A 15,372-nucleotide genomic window follows, 5' to 3' on the forward strand; every position below is an offset into this window, starting at 1 on the left:
GATGACCATGCAAGGATGTATCGTACAGGTCTGGTTCGAGGTCGATTTTGAGGCCAGGAGGCAACGGCCTCCGTTCCAGTTTATCGAGACTGAGTTTCCCGATTTCGCAACCTTCGGCGAGTTTGTTGAACAGAATCGCCTCATCAGCGGCGCTATTCTCATCACAAGCAAACCGGTCCACATCGGCGCGCCCAACATCGTCATTCGCCGCGATCCCATCTTGTTCCGCGGCGAGGCCGTCATGCGGGCGCAGCTTCCCACCTGGCGCTTCGCAGAGGCCGACGCATGATCGCCTCCCTCACCCCCATATCCCGCCCCTTCGAGGGCATGTCCCTCTACGACCAGACCGTGCCCCACCACCCGGAATCCGGCCTCTACGGCGACTGCTTCCGGGCCTGCGTGCGCACCCTGCTACAGGATCCCATGGAAGACCTGCCGCACCCGATCGATGGGCGCGGCCGCTGGAACCAGGCGTTCTTCACGGTCTTGCGCGACACCTACGGCTGGAAGCGCAGGCAACGCACGAACGAGCTCAAGACCTTCAAGTCCGACCTGCCGACCGTCCTCATGGCATGCGGCATGACCGAGCGCACCGACCCCAACACCGGCCGCCCCCTGCACGCGGTCGTCTGGGACCGCAACGCGGGCCAGATGATCCACGACCCGCACCCGTCGCGGGCCGGGCTCACCCAGATCATCATGTTCGATTACCTGGTGCCGGCATGACCCTCACCCTGCGCCTCCCCCACGCCAAGGACCGCGCCGCGATCCGCGCCGACTTCGAGCGCATCCGCCCCTTCGGCGGCGCGACCTTCATCATGGCCGACCCGCCTTGGCGCTTCGAGGATTGGTCCGAGAAGGGCGACAAGAGCAAGACGCCTGGGCACCACTACCGCTGCATGTCCCTCAGCTGGATCGCAAGCCTGCCCGTCGAGGCACTGGCCGCCAAAGATTGCCTGCTCTGGCTCTGGGCCACGAACCCCATGTTCCCGCAGGCGCTCAACGTCATGGAAAGCTGGGGTTTCACCTACTCGACCATGGGCCACTGGAACAAGCGCAGCCGCACCGGCAAGCTGCTCGTCGGTCCCGGCCGCCGCATCCGCTCCACCAGCGAGCCCTTCATCATCGCGAAACGCGGAAGCCCCATGGTCAAGGTCCGCAACATCACCAGCACGCTGCTGGTCGCGCAGCACCGACAAATCCCGCCCGAGGAGCTGGTCGCCGTGATCGACGGCGTGCGCCGCGAGCATTCCCGCAAACCCGAGGCGGCCTATGCCGCCGCCGACGCGATGTCCGACCCCGGGCTCCGCGTCGACCTCTTCCCCCGCACCAGGCGCGACGGCTGGATCCCGTGGGGCGACCAGATCGACCATTTCACGCAAGGAGACGCAGCATGAAGATCGAGGCACTGGAGCGCGAACTGCAGTCCAGTGCGCGCAAAATCCTGAAACGGAGCTTTTTCAGGATCGGCCTAACCGGAGGTCGTTAGGGTCCGAGCGGACGGAGCCCAGGCCGGTGGCGGTGAAGATTGGGTAGGGATGCCGTAATCCAAGCCCGGCGAGGCCGTCAGAGCAGCGTTCACGGCCCGGATGTCGGGTGGGGCGATGCGCGGCCGGTGGAAGCCCGGCGCCCGCAGGGCTTTCTCACCACAAGCCGGTCAGACGACAGTTCCCTAGCGTCAAGATTTTGAGTCATGCTTATGTAATCGTTAGCTTTTCGGCTAACCCTTTACGCGACGTAAAACCATTATAAATCAGTATGTTGCGCGATTTGTGCCGCTCCTGCATATTTGGAGCAGGCCCAGGATCGCAGCAAAATGCCCGCTCTCACGAACGTCAGACACGAGAAATTCGCCCGCGCTTACGTGGTCGATGGCAACGGCCGCAAGGCCGCGACCTCCGCTGGCTATGCGCCCAAAACCGCAGAGGTGACGGCGAGCAAGTTGCTAAGGATCGCTAAGGTTTCCGAACGCATCGTCGAATTGCGCGAAGAACAAGCCAAGAAGCTCGACGTCACCGCGCTGGATGTCGCCCGGCGCTATGCCGCCATCGGCTTCTCGGATCCCCGCAAGCTCGTGCAGGTCACATGCGGCGCTTGCCGCTACTGCTGGGGCCAAGACCACGCCTACCACTGGCGCACCGAGCGCGAGTTCCAGGCCGCCCACGAGGCATGGCGCATCCTGTCCGATGCCAAGCGCGCGCTGATCGATGAGCCCGTGTTCGACGGCGGCATCGGCTATCGCAGCACCCTCAATCCAAACCCCGAATGCCCCGAGTGCGACGGCCAAGGCATGACGGACGTGACCCTCACCCCGTCTGACCAGTTGACCGAACACGAGGCCGCGCTCTTCGCCAGCGCCAAGTGGGGCCGCAACGGCATCGAGGTCAAGCTGCACGACCAGCAGACCGCCCTCGACGCCCTCGCCAAACACCTCGGCCTCTACAAGGACGACGACGCCAACAAGGCCGTCAGCGACCTCGGGGCCCTCCTCCATCGCATCAGCAATGGCGGCGCATCCGTCGCCCCCATCGCCACCGGCAAACGCAAACCGACCAACCAGGAGAACGACCAATGAGAATTTTCACGCGCGCCGCCGCATCGCTGCGCTCCACCATCGCCATCGTTGCCGGAGCAATGATGAAGCCGCGCGACGGCGCGCCCCTCGGCTACATGGCTGCCGACCGCGACGAGATCGACGGCATCGTCTCCGGCATCGATCGCAAGCCCAACGTGAACACCGGCCCGCACCCCAAGCCCATGGCCCGGCCGCGCGAACCCAAGACCAAGCCCAGCCGCACCACGCACACCGGCGCCGGGGCCAAGCGCGCCCGCGCCCGCGAGGCACAGGAGCGCATCGTCCGCATGGACACCCAGCGCATCGACCTCGTGGACACCACACCCAGCCGCCAGGTGCGGCGCCAGATGGAGCGGCTGGCGGCGAAGGGGCGCGCCGCCTGATGTCGATGCTCGAGGACATCACCGCCATTCCGCACGACTTCGTGCCAAGCACCAAGGCGGAGCTTGCCTCGTGCCTGCCCAATTGGGAATGGCGGATGTTCTCGGGCTACCTCTACAAGATCATCGTCAAGGAGGACGACGAGGAAGGCGGGCAGGTCATGCCCTTCAAGCCCAACAGGGCGCAGCGCCGTTTCCTCAAGCGCCTCCACCACCGCAACGTGATCCTCAAAGCGCGGCAGCTCGGGTTCTGTCTGGAAGAGCAGACCCGCGTGCTGACAGCCGACTTGCGATGGGTTCCCATCTGTGACTTGCGGCCCGGCGATGAGGTCGTGTCGGTAGATGAGCGCGTTCCCGGCGGCAGGGGCGCGGCCCGCAAGATGCGAACAGCGACGGTCCAAGCGGCCCGTCAGGTGCGCCGAATGGGCTACCGCATCACGTTCTCGGATGGTCGCGAGGTCGTTTGCACCGATCAGCACCCATGGCTGGCAAGGGCAGCGGCCAAGCAGCAACCCTTCTGGCGCGCGATGGACCGGGCCGCTCCAAATGCAGAGCGCAGCCTGAAGGTCGGTCACCAGGTTCGCTCCATCTGCACACCCTGGGACGCGGCAGATGTCGAAGACGGATGGTTTGGCGGCATGATCGATGGTGAAGGCAGTCTGTCGCTGCCGTCCCGGTCAGGAGCGTCGGTCTGCGTGTCACAGCGACCGGGCCCGGTATGGGATCGCCTGGTCTCCTACGCCAAGTCGCGCGGGTATCACTACCGCATCGAAGCGGACGGCACGTCTCGAGCGTCCAAGTTCGGCGACACTCCGGTCCCAAAGCTGGTTTTCAGCCGGTCCGATGAAATCTTCCGCCTGATGGGGCAGACGCGCCCCACTCGCGGCCTGTCCGAGAGCTTCAGGTTCTGGGAGGGCAAGGAATTGCCCGGCAAGCGAAACGCGGACAACTCGGCCTGGAATGAAATCGTCAGCATCGATCCGGTCGGCATGGTCGATATGATCGACCTCCAGACCAGCACGGGCACCTTCATCGCAGAGGGAATGGTCAGCCACAACACGACCCTCATCGCGATCCTCTTCCTCGACCATGCGCTATTCGCTCCCAACCAGCGCTGCGGCATCATCTGCCACACCCTGACAGCAGCCGAAGCGATCTTTCGCGACAAGGTGAAATTCGCCTACGACAACCTGCCGCCCGAGGTGAAGGAGTTCTTCCCGCTGGAAAGGGACGCGGCCGAAGAGCTTCTGTTCGCGCACAACAACAGCAGCATCCGCGTGGCCACGTCCATGCGATCCGGCACGATCCACCGCCTGCACATCAGCGAGCTTGGCAAAATCTCGAAGGAGAGCCGCAAGCACGCCCGCGAGATCGTCACCGGCTCGCTGCCCGCCGTGCCAAAGACCGGCATCGCCGTGATCGAAAGCACCAGCGAGGGGCCGGAGGGCGAGTTCTACAAGATCGCCTCAAAGGCCCAGACGCGCTTCGAGGCCGGTCAAGAGCCGCTGCTGCGCCAGTTCGCCTTCCATTTCTTCCCCTGGTTCCAAGACCCGGGCTATGAAACCGACCCCACGGGCATCGCCATCTCGCCCACCGACGCCAAGTATTTCGCGACCATCGAAGCCTACTGGCGCAAGGTCGGCGATCCGGTAAGCCTCTCGCCCGCACAGCGCGCCTGGTACGTGATGCAGCGCGACGAAGAGTTCTCCGGCGATCAGGAGATGATGTGGCAGGAGTTCCCCTCCACTCCGGACGAGTGCTGGCGCCGTTCGACCGAAGGCACCTTCCTGGCCGAGCAGCTGAAGAAGGCCCGCGCCGAGGATCGCATCACCGTGGTCCCGCACATCGAGGGCGTCCAGGTCCACACCTTCTGGGACATCGGCGCGCGCGACGGCACCGCCATCTGGCTGATGCAATACGTGGGCATGCAGCACCGTTTCATCGGCTTCATCGAGGATTGGGACAAGGGCTATGCCCATTACGTGAAGGCGCTCAAGGACACCGGCTACCTGTTCGGCGTCCACTTCCTGCCCCACGATGCAGACGCCAAGCGCCAGTTGGGCGACCGCGTTGCATCGCCGGTCGACATGCTGCGCGAGATCGAGCCCCGATGGACCTTCGAAATCGTGCCGCGCGTGCAGACCTTCACCCACGGCATCAACATCCTGCGGCAGAAGTTCCCCGAGGCGTGGTTCGATGAGGCCGCGTGCAAGGCCGGGATCGAACACCTGACCCTGTTCCGCAAGCGCTGGAACGCCACGCTGCAGGTCTGGGGCGATGAGCCCGACAAGGACAACCCCCACACCGAGGCCGCGGACGCGCTGCGGCAATGGGCCACCGGCTTCGACCCGGCCCTCATCGGACGATCCACGACAATCAAGCGCCGTGCGCGCGGAGGGATGGCAGTATGAGCCTCGAGAAAAGACACCGGCCCGCGCTGGACCTGCGCATGAGCCACAGCATCCACCAGCTCGGGGACCTGGCCGCCTTCCTCACATGGTGGCTGGAAGACGGCGAGCCCGCCATGGTCCTGATGGCACCGGGGACGCGCCACGCCCGGCCTTGCGTTGTCCATCTGAACAACGCCCACCAGTGGGCCGAGGAAACCAACGACGACGACAGCTATGCCGAGCGCATGGCCGCCGAGTTCTGCGCCGACCTGGGGCTCAACCCCCTCCAGCGCTCGAACGTCTACCGCATCATGTCCATCGTTCGCGACCTGCTGGGCGACCTGACGCAGATGCCGCCCATGCCGCCCTGGCTCAATCAGAAGGTCGGCGACCTGCTCGTCACCGACAACACCACCGGATCGGTGACGCACAAGGAGGTCTCGGACCATGTTTGACCCTTACGACGACCCGCGCGCGGCGCACTACTCCGGGCACCGCTCCGATGATCCCAGCGGGCGCATGGAACACAACGCCCCGGAGCCGATGGACGAAACCATGACGCCAGACGAGGTGCGCGATGAGCGCATCTGGCAGCGCCTGATGGGCCACTACGCCCGCGAGATCGACATCCAGGCCGAGAACCGGGCGCAGATGGCCGAGGACGAGGATTTCTATGACGGCTACCAGTGGCGCCCCGAGGACGCCGCCCTGCTTGCGGAGCGCGGACAGGAGGCCATCGTCTACCCGGTGATCGCGACGACCGTGAATTGGGTGCTGGGCTCCGAGCTGCGCGCGCGCACCGATTTCAAGGTGCTGCCCCGCACCGAGGAAGGCGGCAAGGCGGCCGAGCGCAAGACCGAGCTGCTGAAATACCTCAGCGACGTAAACAGGACCGAGTTCGGCGTGTCCGACGCCTTCTCCGATTGCGCCAAGACCGGCCTCGGCTGGATCGAGGCAGGCATTCAGGACGAGGTGCGCGGCGAGCCGATCTATGCCAAGCGGGAATCGTGGCGCAACATCATCTTCGACAGCCTCTCGACCGAGCGGGACATGTCCGATGCGCGCTACGTGTTCCGGCACAAGTGGGTCGATACGGACATCGCCAAGGCCTTCTTTCGCGATCCGAAGGCCCACGCCAACATCGATCGCGCCGCGCGTTCCAACACCGCCTTCTCCGGCATCACCGATGCCTTCGGCGACGATTACATGGATGCGGCCGAGGAAGACGCGGAATACGCAGGCGCCAGCGCCGGGATCGACTTCGCGGGCGCCGGGCGCGAACGCTTGCGCCTGATCGAAGGCTGGTACGTGCGGCCCGAGGTCCGGCCGGTCATGCGCGGCGGCCAGTTCGCGGGCGAGGTCTTCGACAACGCCAGCGAAGGGCACCGGGGCGAGGTCATCGCCGGGCTTGCCACCATCAAGCACACGACCGTCATGCGCATGTTCGTGATGATCTTCACGACCGTGGGCCCCATCTACCACGCCGAGAGCCCCTACCGGCACAACGCCTACCCCTTCACCCCGATCTGGGGCTACCGCCGGGGCCGGAACGGTCAGCCCTACGGCATGATCCGCAACCTCAAGGGCATGCAGCGCGACGTGAATAAACGCGCCTCCAAGGCCCTCGCCATCATGTCGTCCAACCGCGTCATAATGGAAGAGGGCGCCGTCGATGACCTCGACGCATTCGCCAACGAAGTGGGCCGCCCCGACGCGATCATCGTCACGCGCCCCAACAAGCGGCTCGACCTCGACAGCGACCGAGGGCTCGACACGGCCCACCTGAACATGATGAGCGCCACCATTGCCCTCATGCAGACGGCATCCGGCGTGACGGACGAGAACCTGGGCCGCGAGACCAACGCCTCCAGCGGCAAGGCCATCATCGCCCGGCAGGACCAGGGATCACTGGCCACCAGCATCCTCTTCGACAACCTGCGCCTCGCCCGCCAGATCCACGGCGAGAAGGAGCTTTCGCTGATCGAGCAGTTCATGACGGAGCAGAAAAAGTTCCGCATCACGAACCAACGTGGCGCGCCGACCTACGTCACGGTCAACGATGGCCTGCCCGAGAACGACATTATCCGCACCAAGGCGGATTTCATCATCTCGGAAAGCGCCTGGCACGCCACGCTCCGGCAGGCCGGCGTCGAACAGCTTCTGGCCATGGCCAAGGACATCGGCCCGGTAGAGCCGCGCATCATCACGTCCCTGCTCGACCTCATCATCGAGAGCATGGACATCCCCAACCGCGATGAGGTCGTGCGCCGCGTCCGCATGCTGACCGGTCAGATCGACCCCGATGCGGACCTGAAGAACCCCGATCCAGAGACCGCCAAGCTGCTCCAGATGCAGCAAGCGCAGGCACAGGCGGCCTCCGAGGAGCGCGAAATCGCACTCGACATGCAGAAGGCCGAGGCCGCCGCCAAGCGCGCACAGGCCGCAGCTGCGGAATCGACCGCCAGCAAGAACCAGGCTGGCCTCGCAGCCACCCGGCTCGACGCGCACCAGAAGGCCGTCGATGTCGCGGGCGAAATCCTCGCCAAGCGCGCCCTCGTGCCGGTCGCTGACCGCCTGCTCGAAAGCGCAGGCTTCACCATGCCGCCCATGCCGCCCATGCCGCCGCAACCGGCCATGGCCCCGGCGCCCATGTGATCCAGCCAAGGAAGGAACGATCCATGACCACCACCGAGAACAGCAGCATCTCCGGCCAAGTGCTGGGCTTCAACAGCGAAGCTGTGCTGCCCGACACCACCAACGACCGCGACGACCTGCTCTCCGCAGAAGAGATCGAAGCGCTCAAGGAACTGGAAGACCAGGGCAAGTTTGCCACCAGCTTCCCCGCCGAGGACGAGACCGGCGACGAGCCGTCGCTTGACGACGATGACCCCATCGCGATCAAGGATCCCGAAGGCGGCGAGGCCGAGGAAGAGGCTGAGACCGGGGCTGAGTCGGACAAGCCCGAGGCCGCCGAAGAGGAAGCCGCGGACGGCGACGAAGAGCCGGAAAAGGCGCGTGCGCAGCAGGAGGAGTACGGCGCCTATCCCGACCCGAACGCGGCCAAGGCGGCCGTGGACCAGGTGGATGCGGCCATGAAGAAGGCGTTCGATGATCTTTCCGATGGCGAGATCACCGACGCCGAGTACCAGCAGAAGATGACCGCGCTCACCGCCGAGCGCGACCAGGCCAACGAGGCGCTGTTCAATGCCCGCCGGGACAACGAGCGCTGGATGAACGCCTGGAACCAGACCGTTCAGACCTACGCCAAGAGCAATGCTGAGATTTTCGCGGATCCCGAGGTGCGCAAGCACTATGACAGCTACGTCCGCGCCGTGAACGGATCGACCAGCGAGGCGATCCAGAAGCTCTCCATGACCCAGAAGCTCGCCCTGGCTCACAAGCGGCTCGCGACCGACGCCGAGGTGCTGGGCATCACCGTGCCGCAGCCCGGCGCCGCGCCGAAGGCCAAGGCGGATCCCAAGCCCGCCGCGCCCACCGCCGAGCAGAAGCGCGAGGCTGCTCTTGGCCCGAAGGCCGCCAAGGCCGAGCCGCCCAAGACGCTGCGCGACATGCCGGCCTCGGCCATGTCCGACACGGAGACGGCATTCCAGAAGCTCGAAAAGCTGAGCGCCGTCGATGCCGAGACCGCTTTCGAACGCATGTCGCCCGAGCAGCAGGATGCCTACCTGATGGGGAACCTCTAGGGTGCCATTGCACAAGGTCATATCGGCCGGCGATTGCCTCGTGATCGCCGGCCATCGCCTCTACTGCGAGGCGTCTACCCGTACCAAGGTGCGCCTGTCGTGGCTCGAGAGTGCGCGCCGCCGAACCTTCACGTTCGCGCTATATTACGGCGCGAAAGACCAGATCCTCGCCATCGATCGCGCGACGATTTCCTGCGAGATGAACGAGAACAAGCGCAAGCCAAGCCTGGTGATCGAGGCGCCCCGCGATGTCCTCATCATCCACGAAAAGAGCGCTCCTGCAGCGGCCATGAGCGCCAGATAGCGGCCAGCCACTTTATGTGGTGGAAAACCCGCCAGAAATACGATATGTCGTAAGGCATCATAGAAGTGGCGCAGGACGCGCCCATGCAACCAAACGCATGGAGCGTCCAAAATGGCGACGACTGTCATCGCATGGGGGGACCCGAAGGCCAAGAAAGCCTGGTCCACCGCACTGGCTCACGATGTGGACAAGAACACCTGGTTCACGCGCCGCTTTGTCGGCAAGGGCAACAACAACATCATCGAACAGAAGACCGAGCTTGAGGGCGAAGCGGGCGACACCGTGCAGTTCGACCTCTGCGTCGAGTTCAAGTCCGAGCCCGTCGAAGGCGACAACCGCGCCGAAGGCACGGAAGAGACGCTGCGCTTCTACACCGACGAGGTGAAGATCGATCAGACCCGGAAGCCCGCATCCGCCGGCGGCCGGATGTCGCGCAAGCGCACCGTCCACAACCTGCGCACCACCGCCCGTGGCAACCTGAACCTCTACTGGTCTGCCTTCTTCGATGAGATGTACTTCATGTACCTCTCCGGCGCCCGCGGCATGAACGAGAACTTCAAGACCGGCCTGAACTACACGGGCCGTGCGCAGAACCCGTTCCAGGCGCCCGATACGAGCCACATTCTCTACGGCGGCTCGGCCACGTCCAAGGCCACGCTCACGGCCTCGGACAAGATGACCCGCTCCGTCATCGAGAAGGCCAACACCAAGGCCGAGATGATGCACGCCACCGATCCCGACAGCGCCTCCATGGTGCCGGTCATGATCGAAGGCTCCAAGCGCTATGTCGTCGTCATGTCGCCGTTCCAGGCCTACGACATGCGCACCGACGCAGGCGCCGGCAACTGGCTGGACATCCAGAAGGCGGCCGCCGCAGCCGAGGGCAGCAAGAACCGCATCTTCGCCGGCGGCCTGGGCATGATCGATGACACCGTGCTGCACAAGCATGAGAACGCCATCCGGTTCAACGACTACGGCGCCGGTGGCAACGTTCAGGCCGCCCGGGCACTGATGCTGGCCCGTCAGGCCGGTGTCGTCGCCTACGGCACGCCCAATGGCCGCCGGGGCATCTGGATCGAGGACAAGCGCGACTACGAAAACGAGCCCGTTGTCGTCGGCGGATTCATCCTCGGCTGCAAGAAAACTCGCTTCAATAACAAAGACTTCGGTGTGATCGCCATCGACACCGCAGCCGCAGACCCGAACGCAGCATGATGAATGGGGCGGGGAAACCCGCCCCTTTCGCGCAAGCTGATCCAGGAGACCCAGGACAATGACCATCCATCGCAACGAATACGGGAACCGCCGCAAGGCGCCCATCAACACCGGCGGCTGCGGCGTCGTGATCGCCGTCCCGTTCGATTTCACCCTGACCGAGGATTACGTCGCCTCGACCGACATCATCGAGTTCGGCGTCGTTCCGGCCGGGTGCAAGGTCATCGACGTCGATGGCGCGGGCAACGGCTGGGGAACCGGCCTCACCGCCGCTGTCGGCTACATGAGCGGCAAGGTCGGCGCCGACACCAATGATGACGGCTCGCCGCGCACCTGCGGGAACCAGTTTTTCCCCGCGCTGGACATCGATCCGGGCAACGCCTCCATGACCGTCGCCAACAAGATGACGCAGACGGTCGATTACGACAACGACCGCTCCATCGGCGCCATCATCAGCGCGAACCAGACGGCGGGCGGCGAAACCCTGCGGCTCATCGTCAAGTACATGGCCGTGCGCTAACCGGCAGGGCGGCACAGACCGCCCGCCGATCACCTGAAATCGGGACAGGAAGAACCATGCTGATCCAGTGCAAACTCCACCGCCCCGGCGGGACGCGCGTCAACCTCGAAACCTCGACCTACCATTTCAAGGAGCGCCTCGAGGACGGCCTGCATGTGGCCATGGTCGACAATCCGGCCCACGCCGCCACGCTTCTGGCGATCAAGGAAGGCTACAGCCTCGCACCGCTGCTGGAACAGCCCGAGCCCGACCCGGCCCCGGTGATCGATCCCTCGCCCGCGCCGGCGACCGATCCCGTTCCGGCCCCGGAGGCGATCACCGACGTCCCGGTCGTGCAGCCGGAGCCGGACGGCGACGACGACCTCGAGGACTTCGACCCCGAGGAAGAGCCCGCCGAAGAGCCCGATGGGGCGCCCGAAGAGGGCGACATGGTGCCCACCTATGGCGGCCGCACCCAGGAAGAGCTGATCGATGAGCATCTTCGCCTCTTCGGCAAGGCCCCGCACCCGGCGACCAAGCCGGAAACCCTCGTCGCCAAGATCGACGCCAAGCTGGCCGAAAACCAGTAACCCCGGCGCCGCGAGCGCCTTTGACGGAGCAGCAACATGGCTTTCACGGTCGGCGACATCATGCGCGAGGCGCAAGCCATCCTGAACGACAGCAACAGCGTGCGGTGGACGCTGCCAGAGCTGCTCAAGTGGGTCAACAACGCCCAGCTCGAAATCGTGCAGACCTACCCGACCGCCTTCGCATCGGTCGAGGACATCGACCTGGTGGCCGGCGTCGACCAGGATCTTGGCGCCTCCTACTATGCGCTCATGGAAATCCGCGGCAACGCTGACGGGACCGGGCGCGTCACCAAGCTGGAGCGCCATATCCTCGACAGCCAGATCGGCGCGTGGCGCGATCCGGCCGTGTTGCCGCGCACCGCAGGCGTGGTTCACTACGTCCACGACCCCAAGATCAGCCGGAAATCCTTCATGGTCTGCCCGGGCAACGATGGCACCGGATCCGTCACGGCCCTCGTGGCCGTCGCGCCCACCATCATCGCGGCCCCGGCCAATCCGCTGTCCATCGACAGCTACGATGCCCTGACCATCGCCATCGGCGATGAATACCACCCGGTCATCCTCGACTACGTGCTGTACCGCGCCTTCCAGAAGGACGCGAACATGCCCAACTCCAGCCAGCGCGCCGCCCAGCACCTCGGGCAGTTCCAGCGCGCGCTTGGGGTGGAGGCGGCCAACAACGAAGCGGCCGAGCAGATCGGCAAGGTCTGATAAGGAGCGCCACCCATGGCAGACATCGACGGGGGCGGCCCCTATGACGACCTGCCGGCCCTGTCTCTGGATGCCGGCGGTCCCGCAGACCAGGTGCGCGTGGTCGAGATCGACGGCGGCGCGCCGCTCAACGATCCGGCCACCACCGGCGTCAACGCCACCCTTCCCATCAGCGACCTGCGCCGCTTTGTCGAGCCCAGCACGCCGTCCGCGCCCATTACGCTGATCGACCAGGCCATCAAACAGGCGGCCATCGACTTCTGCATGGAGACGCGCTGCTGGCGCTACGTCGCGATCCATCCCGTGCTGACCCAGGACGGCGCCATCTTCATCCCCGATCACGCCATGATCCACGAAATCGAGGACGCGATCTGGTTGGACGGCAACATCCCGCTCCTGCCCACGCAGTACACCGACGCCGACCCGTCGATGCTGGCCGAGGACGGCGCCGGCGTTCCGCGCTACATCACGCAGATCAGCCCGAATACGCTGGCCGTGATGCCCTATGCCGTGGGAAATGTTCGCATCAGCCTCTTTCTCAAGCCCACGTCAGAGCGCCGGTTCGTCTCCGGCGGCGCGGAGGCGATCACCGACCAGTTCGGGGTGCTGCCGCGCTTTCTCGTGCTGAGCCATTCGACCGAGCTGATGCACGGCGCCCTCGCGATCCTCTACAACACCAAGAGCTTGATCGACGTCTACGACCCCAAGATGGCCGAATATCACCGCGCCCTGTTCCAGCGCCTCAAGGACGCCAAGCACCGCCAGTCCGTTTCGGGCCAACAGCGCGCGCCCGTCCGGTCCCGCACGCAATGGTGCTGAGACATGCGGATCGCAATCACAGACTTCAAAGGCGCCGCCCCGAAGCGCGGCGCGCGGCTCCTGCCTGACGGCTACGGCCGCACGGCCATCAATTCCCGTCTGAGCGGCGGCGAACTTGATCCGGTCAGGGCAAGCGCGGCCGAAACCACGCTGGGCGCCGCAGCGCAGACCATCTACCGTCACGGCGGCTCCTGGCTCTCCTGGAATGCAGATGTAGACGCGGCGCCCGGCCACATCGCGTCCGACCGCCTCTACATCACCGGCGATGGCGTGCCCAAGATGTATGCCGGCGGATCGACCTATCCCCTTGCCCTCGCGGCTCCGGTTGCCGCGCCGGCCGTTGCCATCGACACCGGCACGCCAGACGAGGACATCGCGGCCGACATCCTGTTCGGCTACACCTATGTGACGTCCTTCGGAGAGGAATCGCCCCTGTCTCCGCTCTCCACGGCGATCAGCTGGAGCAGCGGCGTCACCCTGACAGTGAACGGCTTCACCGCGCCGCCCTCGGGGCGTGAGATCGACACCATCCGCATCTACCGCAGCCAGACCAGCCTGCTTGGCACGACCGACCTCTACCTGGTGAAGGAGATCGCGTGGACGGGCGGGCTCAGCTACACCTATGACGACGCCGTGGACCCGCTGCAAACCCTGCTGGAGAGCGCGGATTACGACACCCCGCCCGACGACATGGCGGGGCTCATCGCGTTGCCGAACGGGATCATGGCGGCCTTCGACGGCAAGGAGCTTCTGTTCTCCGAGCCCTACCGGCCGCACGCCTGGCCCAACAAGTACCGTCTGACCACGGATTTCGACATCGTGGGGCTCGCCTCCTTCGGCTCGTTCCTGGCCATCATGACCGAAGGCACGCCTTACCGAGCGCAGGGCACGCACCCGTCCAACATGTCGATGGAGAAGATCGAAGAGAACCTGCCGTGCCTCGCGAAGAAGAGCATCGTGGACCTCGGATACGCCGCCATCTACTCGTCGCCCGAGGGTCTGGTGCAGATCACCTCCGGCAGCGCCAGCGTCGTCTCGCGCCCCCTCTTCACCATGCACCAGTGGAACGCCGCCGATCCAGCATCGATTGTCGCCGCGCGCCATGACGGCCGCTACTTCTTCACCCACGCCGGCAAGCTGGTCGACACCACCGGCGGCTCTGCCATGATCGACCTGACCGGCGCCCAGCCCTTCCTGGTGCAGTTCGAAACCGAGTTTCTGGACACCTTCACCCCGCCGGCCACCGATGGCACCATCTACCTGCTGTTGGACGATGGTGTCTCCATCGTGAAATGGGACGACTTCGACAGCGCCGACTGCCTCGAACAGGAATGGTGGAGCAAGGATTTCATCACGCCTCAGATGGTGAATTTCGGGGTGCTGCGTGTGGATGCCTCCAACAACAACGCGGGCGACACGTTCACCGTCCAGGTCTGGGCCGACAAGACCAAGGTGTTCGAAGCCATTGGCCTCCAGAACGCCAACGAATACCTGCGGCTCCCAAGCGGCTTCATCTCAAGCGAATGGCATATCCGCGTCATCACCACCATGACCGTCCAAAGCATCGTCATGTCCGAGACCTTCGATGAGATGAACCGGCTATGATCGGTGACGCGCGCCTTGTCGAAATCGTGGAGGTTCTGGCCGGGCGGCGCGGGAGCCTGCTTGACCGCGCCGTCACCGTGCGCGAGCTGACGGACTATGACCGGATCATCAGCGGGATCAGGTCGGCCGCCTCGTCTGCCGCAGCATCAGCCGCGGCAACGGCTTCCCTGGTCGCCAGCAAGGGCGGCGCCACCATGTCGATAGACGCTCAGGAGGCGGATGACGGCGCCACGGTGGCCGCGCTGACAGACCTTGGCGACACGACCTTTTCGTCGGTCTGGATCATCGGCTGCGCCGCCGAGATCAGGTCTCCCGACGCAGGCCCTTCCGGCACGACCAGCTTGAAGCTGGAATACCGGGCGCTCGACGCGTTCGGATGGGGCGATTGGGAAACGCTCTGGCAAAGCGATGCCACAGGTTCCGGTGCGTGGCAGGATGCATCGCACATCGGCCACATCATGAGGAACGCCGCATCGATCGATGCCCGCCTGACCTGCGAGCTTGATCCGGGCAACGCGGCCGCATCGCGCGACAACCTGCGGCGCTGGGGCCTGACCGCGTTCCCGGTGAGGGCCTGACC

General features: G+C 65.1%; 17 protein-coding genes. All 17 read left to right on the forward strand.

Going from position 1 to position 15,372, the window contains the following annotated elements; all coding sequences use genetic code 11:
- The first annotated feature begins 7 nt into the window (after nt 1–7).
- Nucleotides 8–289: a hypothetical protein gene (locus MF270_RS23970; protein ID WP_238368270.1), complete on the forward strand. Its 282-nt coding sequence runs from the start codon at nt 8–10 to the stop codon at nt 287–289.
- Nucleotides 286–726 (forward strand): hypothetical protein, encoded by a 441-nt coding sequence (locus MF270_RS23975; RefSeq protein WP_238368271.1) that lies wholly within the window; start codon nt 286–288, stop codon nt 724–726. Before MF270_RS23970 ends, MF270_RS23975 begins: the two co-directional genes overlap by 4 nt.
- On the forward strand, nt 723–1,397 hold the full coding sequence (locus MF270_RS23980) for an MT-A70 family methyltransferase (RefSeq protein WP_238368272.1): 675 nt from the start codon (nt 723–725) through the stop codon (nt 1,395–1,397). The genes MF270_RS23975 and MF270_RS23980 overlap by 4 nt, the downstream gene beginning before the upstream one ends.
- A 419-nt stretch (nt 1,398–1,816) precedes the next feature.
- The gene (locus tag MF270_RS23985; protein WP_238368273.1) at nt 1,817–2,575 is read left to right on the forward strand and encodes a terminase small subunit; all 759 of its coding nucleotides are present in this window, start codon (nt 1,817–1,819) and stop codon (nt 2,573–2,575) included.
- Nucleotides 2,572–2,958 carry a hypothetical protein gene (locus MF270_RS23990; RefSeq protein WP_238368274.1) on the forward strand — a complete coding sequence of 129 codons (387 nt, stop codon included), beginning with the start codon at nt 2,572–2,574 and terminating at the stop codon, nt 2,956–2,958. Before MF270_RS23985 ends, MF270_RS23990 begins: the two co-directional genes overlap by 4 nt.
- Nucleotides 2,958–5,366 (forward strand): Hint domain-containing protein, encoded by a 2,409-nt coding sequence (locus MF270_RS23995; protein ID WP_238368275.1) that lies wholly within the window; start codon nt 2,958–2,960, stop codon nt 5,364–5,366. Before MF270_RS23990 ends, MF270_RS23995 begins: the two co-directional genes overlap by 1 nt.
- Complete coding sequence (locus tag MF270_RS24000; RefSeq protein ID WP_238368276.1) at nt 5,363–5,800, forward strand: hypothetical protein; 438 nt, start codon at nt 5,363–5,365, stop codon at nt 5,798–5,800. Before MF270_RS23995 ends, MF270_RS24000 begins: the two co-directional genes overlap by 4 nt.
- The gene (locus MF270_RS24005) at nt 5,793–8,000 is read left to right on the forward strand and encodes a portal protein (RefSeq protein WP_238368277.1); all 2,208 of its coding nucleotides are present in this window, start codon (nt 5,793–5,795) and stop codon (nt 7,998–8,000) included. The genes MF270_RS24000 and MF270_RS24005 overlap by 8 nt, the downstream gene beginning before the upstream one ends.
- Before the next feature lie 23 nt (nt 8,001–8,023).
- The gene (locus MF270_RS24010; protein ID WP_238368278.1) at nt 8,024–9,049 is read left to right on the forward strand and encodes a hypothetical protein; all 1,026 of its coding nucleotides are present in this window, start codon (nt 8,024–8,026) and stop codon (nt 9,047–9,049) included.
- 40 nt (nt 9,050–9,089) lie between these two features.
- Entirely contained in the window at nt 9,090–9,353 is a 264-nt protein-coding gene (locus tag MF270_RS24015; protein WP_238368279.1) for a hypothetical protein, read from the forward strand.
- 111 nt (nt 9,354–9,464) lie between these two features.
- Nucleotides 9,465–10,568 (forward strand): N4-gp56 family major capsid protein, encoded by a 1,104-nt coding sequence (locus MF270_RS24020; protein WP_238368280.1) that lies wholly within the window; start codon nt 9,465–9,467, stop codon nt 10,566–10,568.
- Between the two features lie 58 nt (nt 10,569–10,626).
- Entirely contained in the window at nt 10,627–11,088 is a 462-nt protein-coding gene (locus MF270_RS24025) for a hypothetical protein (protein WP_238368281.1), read from the forward strand.
- A 56-nt stretch (nt 11,089–11,144) separates the two neighbouring features.
- Complete coding sequence (locus MF270_RS24030) at nt 11,145–11,657, forward strand: hypothetical protein (RefSeq protein ID WP_238368282.1); 513 nt, start codon at nt 11,145–11,147, stop codon at nt 11,655–11,657.
- Between the two features lie 36 nt (nt 11,658–11,693).
- The gene (locus tag MF270_RS24035) at nt 11,694–12,368 is read left to right on the forward strand and encodes a phage adaptor protein (protein ID WP_238368283.1); all 675 of its coding nucleotides are present in this window, start codon (nt 11,694–11,696) and stop codon (nt 12,366–12,368) included.
- Nucleotides 12,369–12,383: 15 nt separating this feature from the next.
- Nucleotides 12,384–13,187: a hypothetical protein gene (locus MF270_RS24040; RefSeq protein ID WP_238368284.1), complete on the forward strand. Its 804-nt coding sequence runs from the start codon at nt 12,384–12,386 to the stop codon at nt 13,185–13,187.
- 3 nt (nt 13,188–13,190) lie between these two features.
- Nucleotides 13,191–14,792, forward strand: a complete 1,602-nt coding sequence (locus MF270_RS24045) for a hypothetical protein (RefSeq protein ID WP_238368285.1) — start codon at nt 13,191–13,193, stop codon at nt 14,790–14,792.
- Nucleotides 14,789–15,370 carry a hypothetical protein gene (locus MF270_RS24050; protein WP_238368286.1) on the forward strand — a complete coding sequence of 194 codons (582 nt, stop codon included), beginning with the start codon at nt 14,789–14,791 and terminating at the stop codon, nt 15,368–15,370. Before MF270_RS24045 ends, MF270_RS24050 begins: the two co-directional genes overlap by 4 nt.
- The last annotated feature ends 2 nt before the right edge of the window (nt 15,371–15,372 follow it).

Origin of the sequence: Mesobacterium pallidum (assembly GCF_019966535.1) — a bacterium.
Taxonomy (GTDB): Bacteria; Pseudomonadota; Alphaproteobacteria; order Rhodobacterales; family Rhodobacteraceae; genus Mesobacterium; species Mesobacterium pallidum.

Coding starts and splice junctions, on each gene's coding strand:
- MF270_RS24005 (WP_238368277.1), top strand. CDS start 5,793: ATGTTTGACCCTTACGACGACCCGCGCGCGGCGCACTACTCCGGGCAC.
- MF270_RS24030 (WP_238368282.1), top strand. CDS start 11,145: ATGCTGATCCAGTGCAAACTCCACCGCCCCGGCGGGACGCGCGTCAAC.
- MF270_RS24025 (WP_238368281.1), top strand. CDS start 10,627: ATGACCATCCATCGCAACGAATACGGGAACCGCCGCAAGGCGCCCATC.
- MF270_RS23980 (WP_238368272.1), top strand. CDS start 723: ATGACCCTCACCCTGCGCCTCCCCCACGCCAAGGACCGCGCCGCGATC.
- MF270_RS23970 (WP_238368270.1), top strand. CDS start 8: ATGCAAGGATGTATCGTACAGGTCTGGTTCGAGGTCGATTTTGAGGCC.
- MF270_RS24020 (WP_238368280.1), top strand. CDS start 9,465: ATGGCGACGACTGTCATCGCATGGGGGGACCCGAAGGCCAAGAAAGCC.
- MF270_RS24035 (WP_238368283.1), top strand. CDS start 11,694: ATGGCTTTCACGGTCGGCGACATCATGCGCGAGGCGCAAGCCATCCTG.
- MF270_RS23985 (WP_238368273.1), top strand. CDS start 1,817: ATGCCCGCTCTCACGAACGTCAGACACGAGAAATTCGCCCGCGCTTAC.
- MF270_RS24040 (WP_238368284.1), top strand. CDS start 12,384: ATGGCAGACATCGACGGGGGCGGCCCCTATGACGACCTGCCGGCCCTG.
- MF270_RS23995 (WP_238368275.1), top strand. CDS start 2,958: ATGTCGATGCTCGAGGACATCACCGCCATTCCGCACGACTTCGTGCCA.
- MF270_RS24010 (WP_238368278.1), top strand. CDS start 8,024: ATGACCACCACCGAGAACAGCAGCATCTCCGGCCAAGTGCTGGGCTTC.
- MF270_RS24045 (WP_238368285.1), top strand. CDS start 13,191: ATGCGGATCGCAATCACAGACTTCAAAGGCGCCGCCCCGAAGCGCGGC.
- MF270_RS24050 (WP_238368286.1), top strand. CDS start 14,789: ATGATCGGTGACGCGCGCCTTGTCGAAATCGTGGAGGTTCTGGCCGGG.
- MF270_RS23990 (WP_238368274.1), top strand. CDS start 2,572: ATGAGAATTTTCACGCGCGCCGCCGCATCGCTGCGCTCCACCATCGCC.
- MF270_RS24000 (WP_238368276.1), top strand. CDS start 5,363: ATGAGCCTCGAGAAAAGACACCGGCCCGCGCTGGACCTGCGCATGAGC.
- MF270_RS23975 (WP_238368271.1), top strand. CDS start 286: ATGATCGCCTCCCTCACCCCCATATCCCGCCCCTTCGAGGGCATGTCC.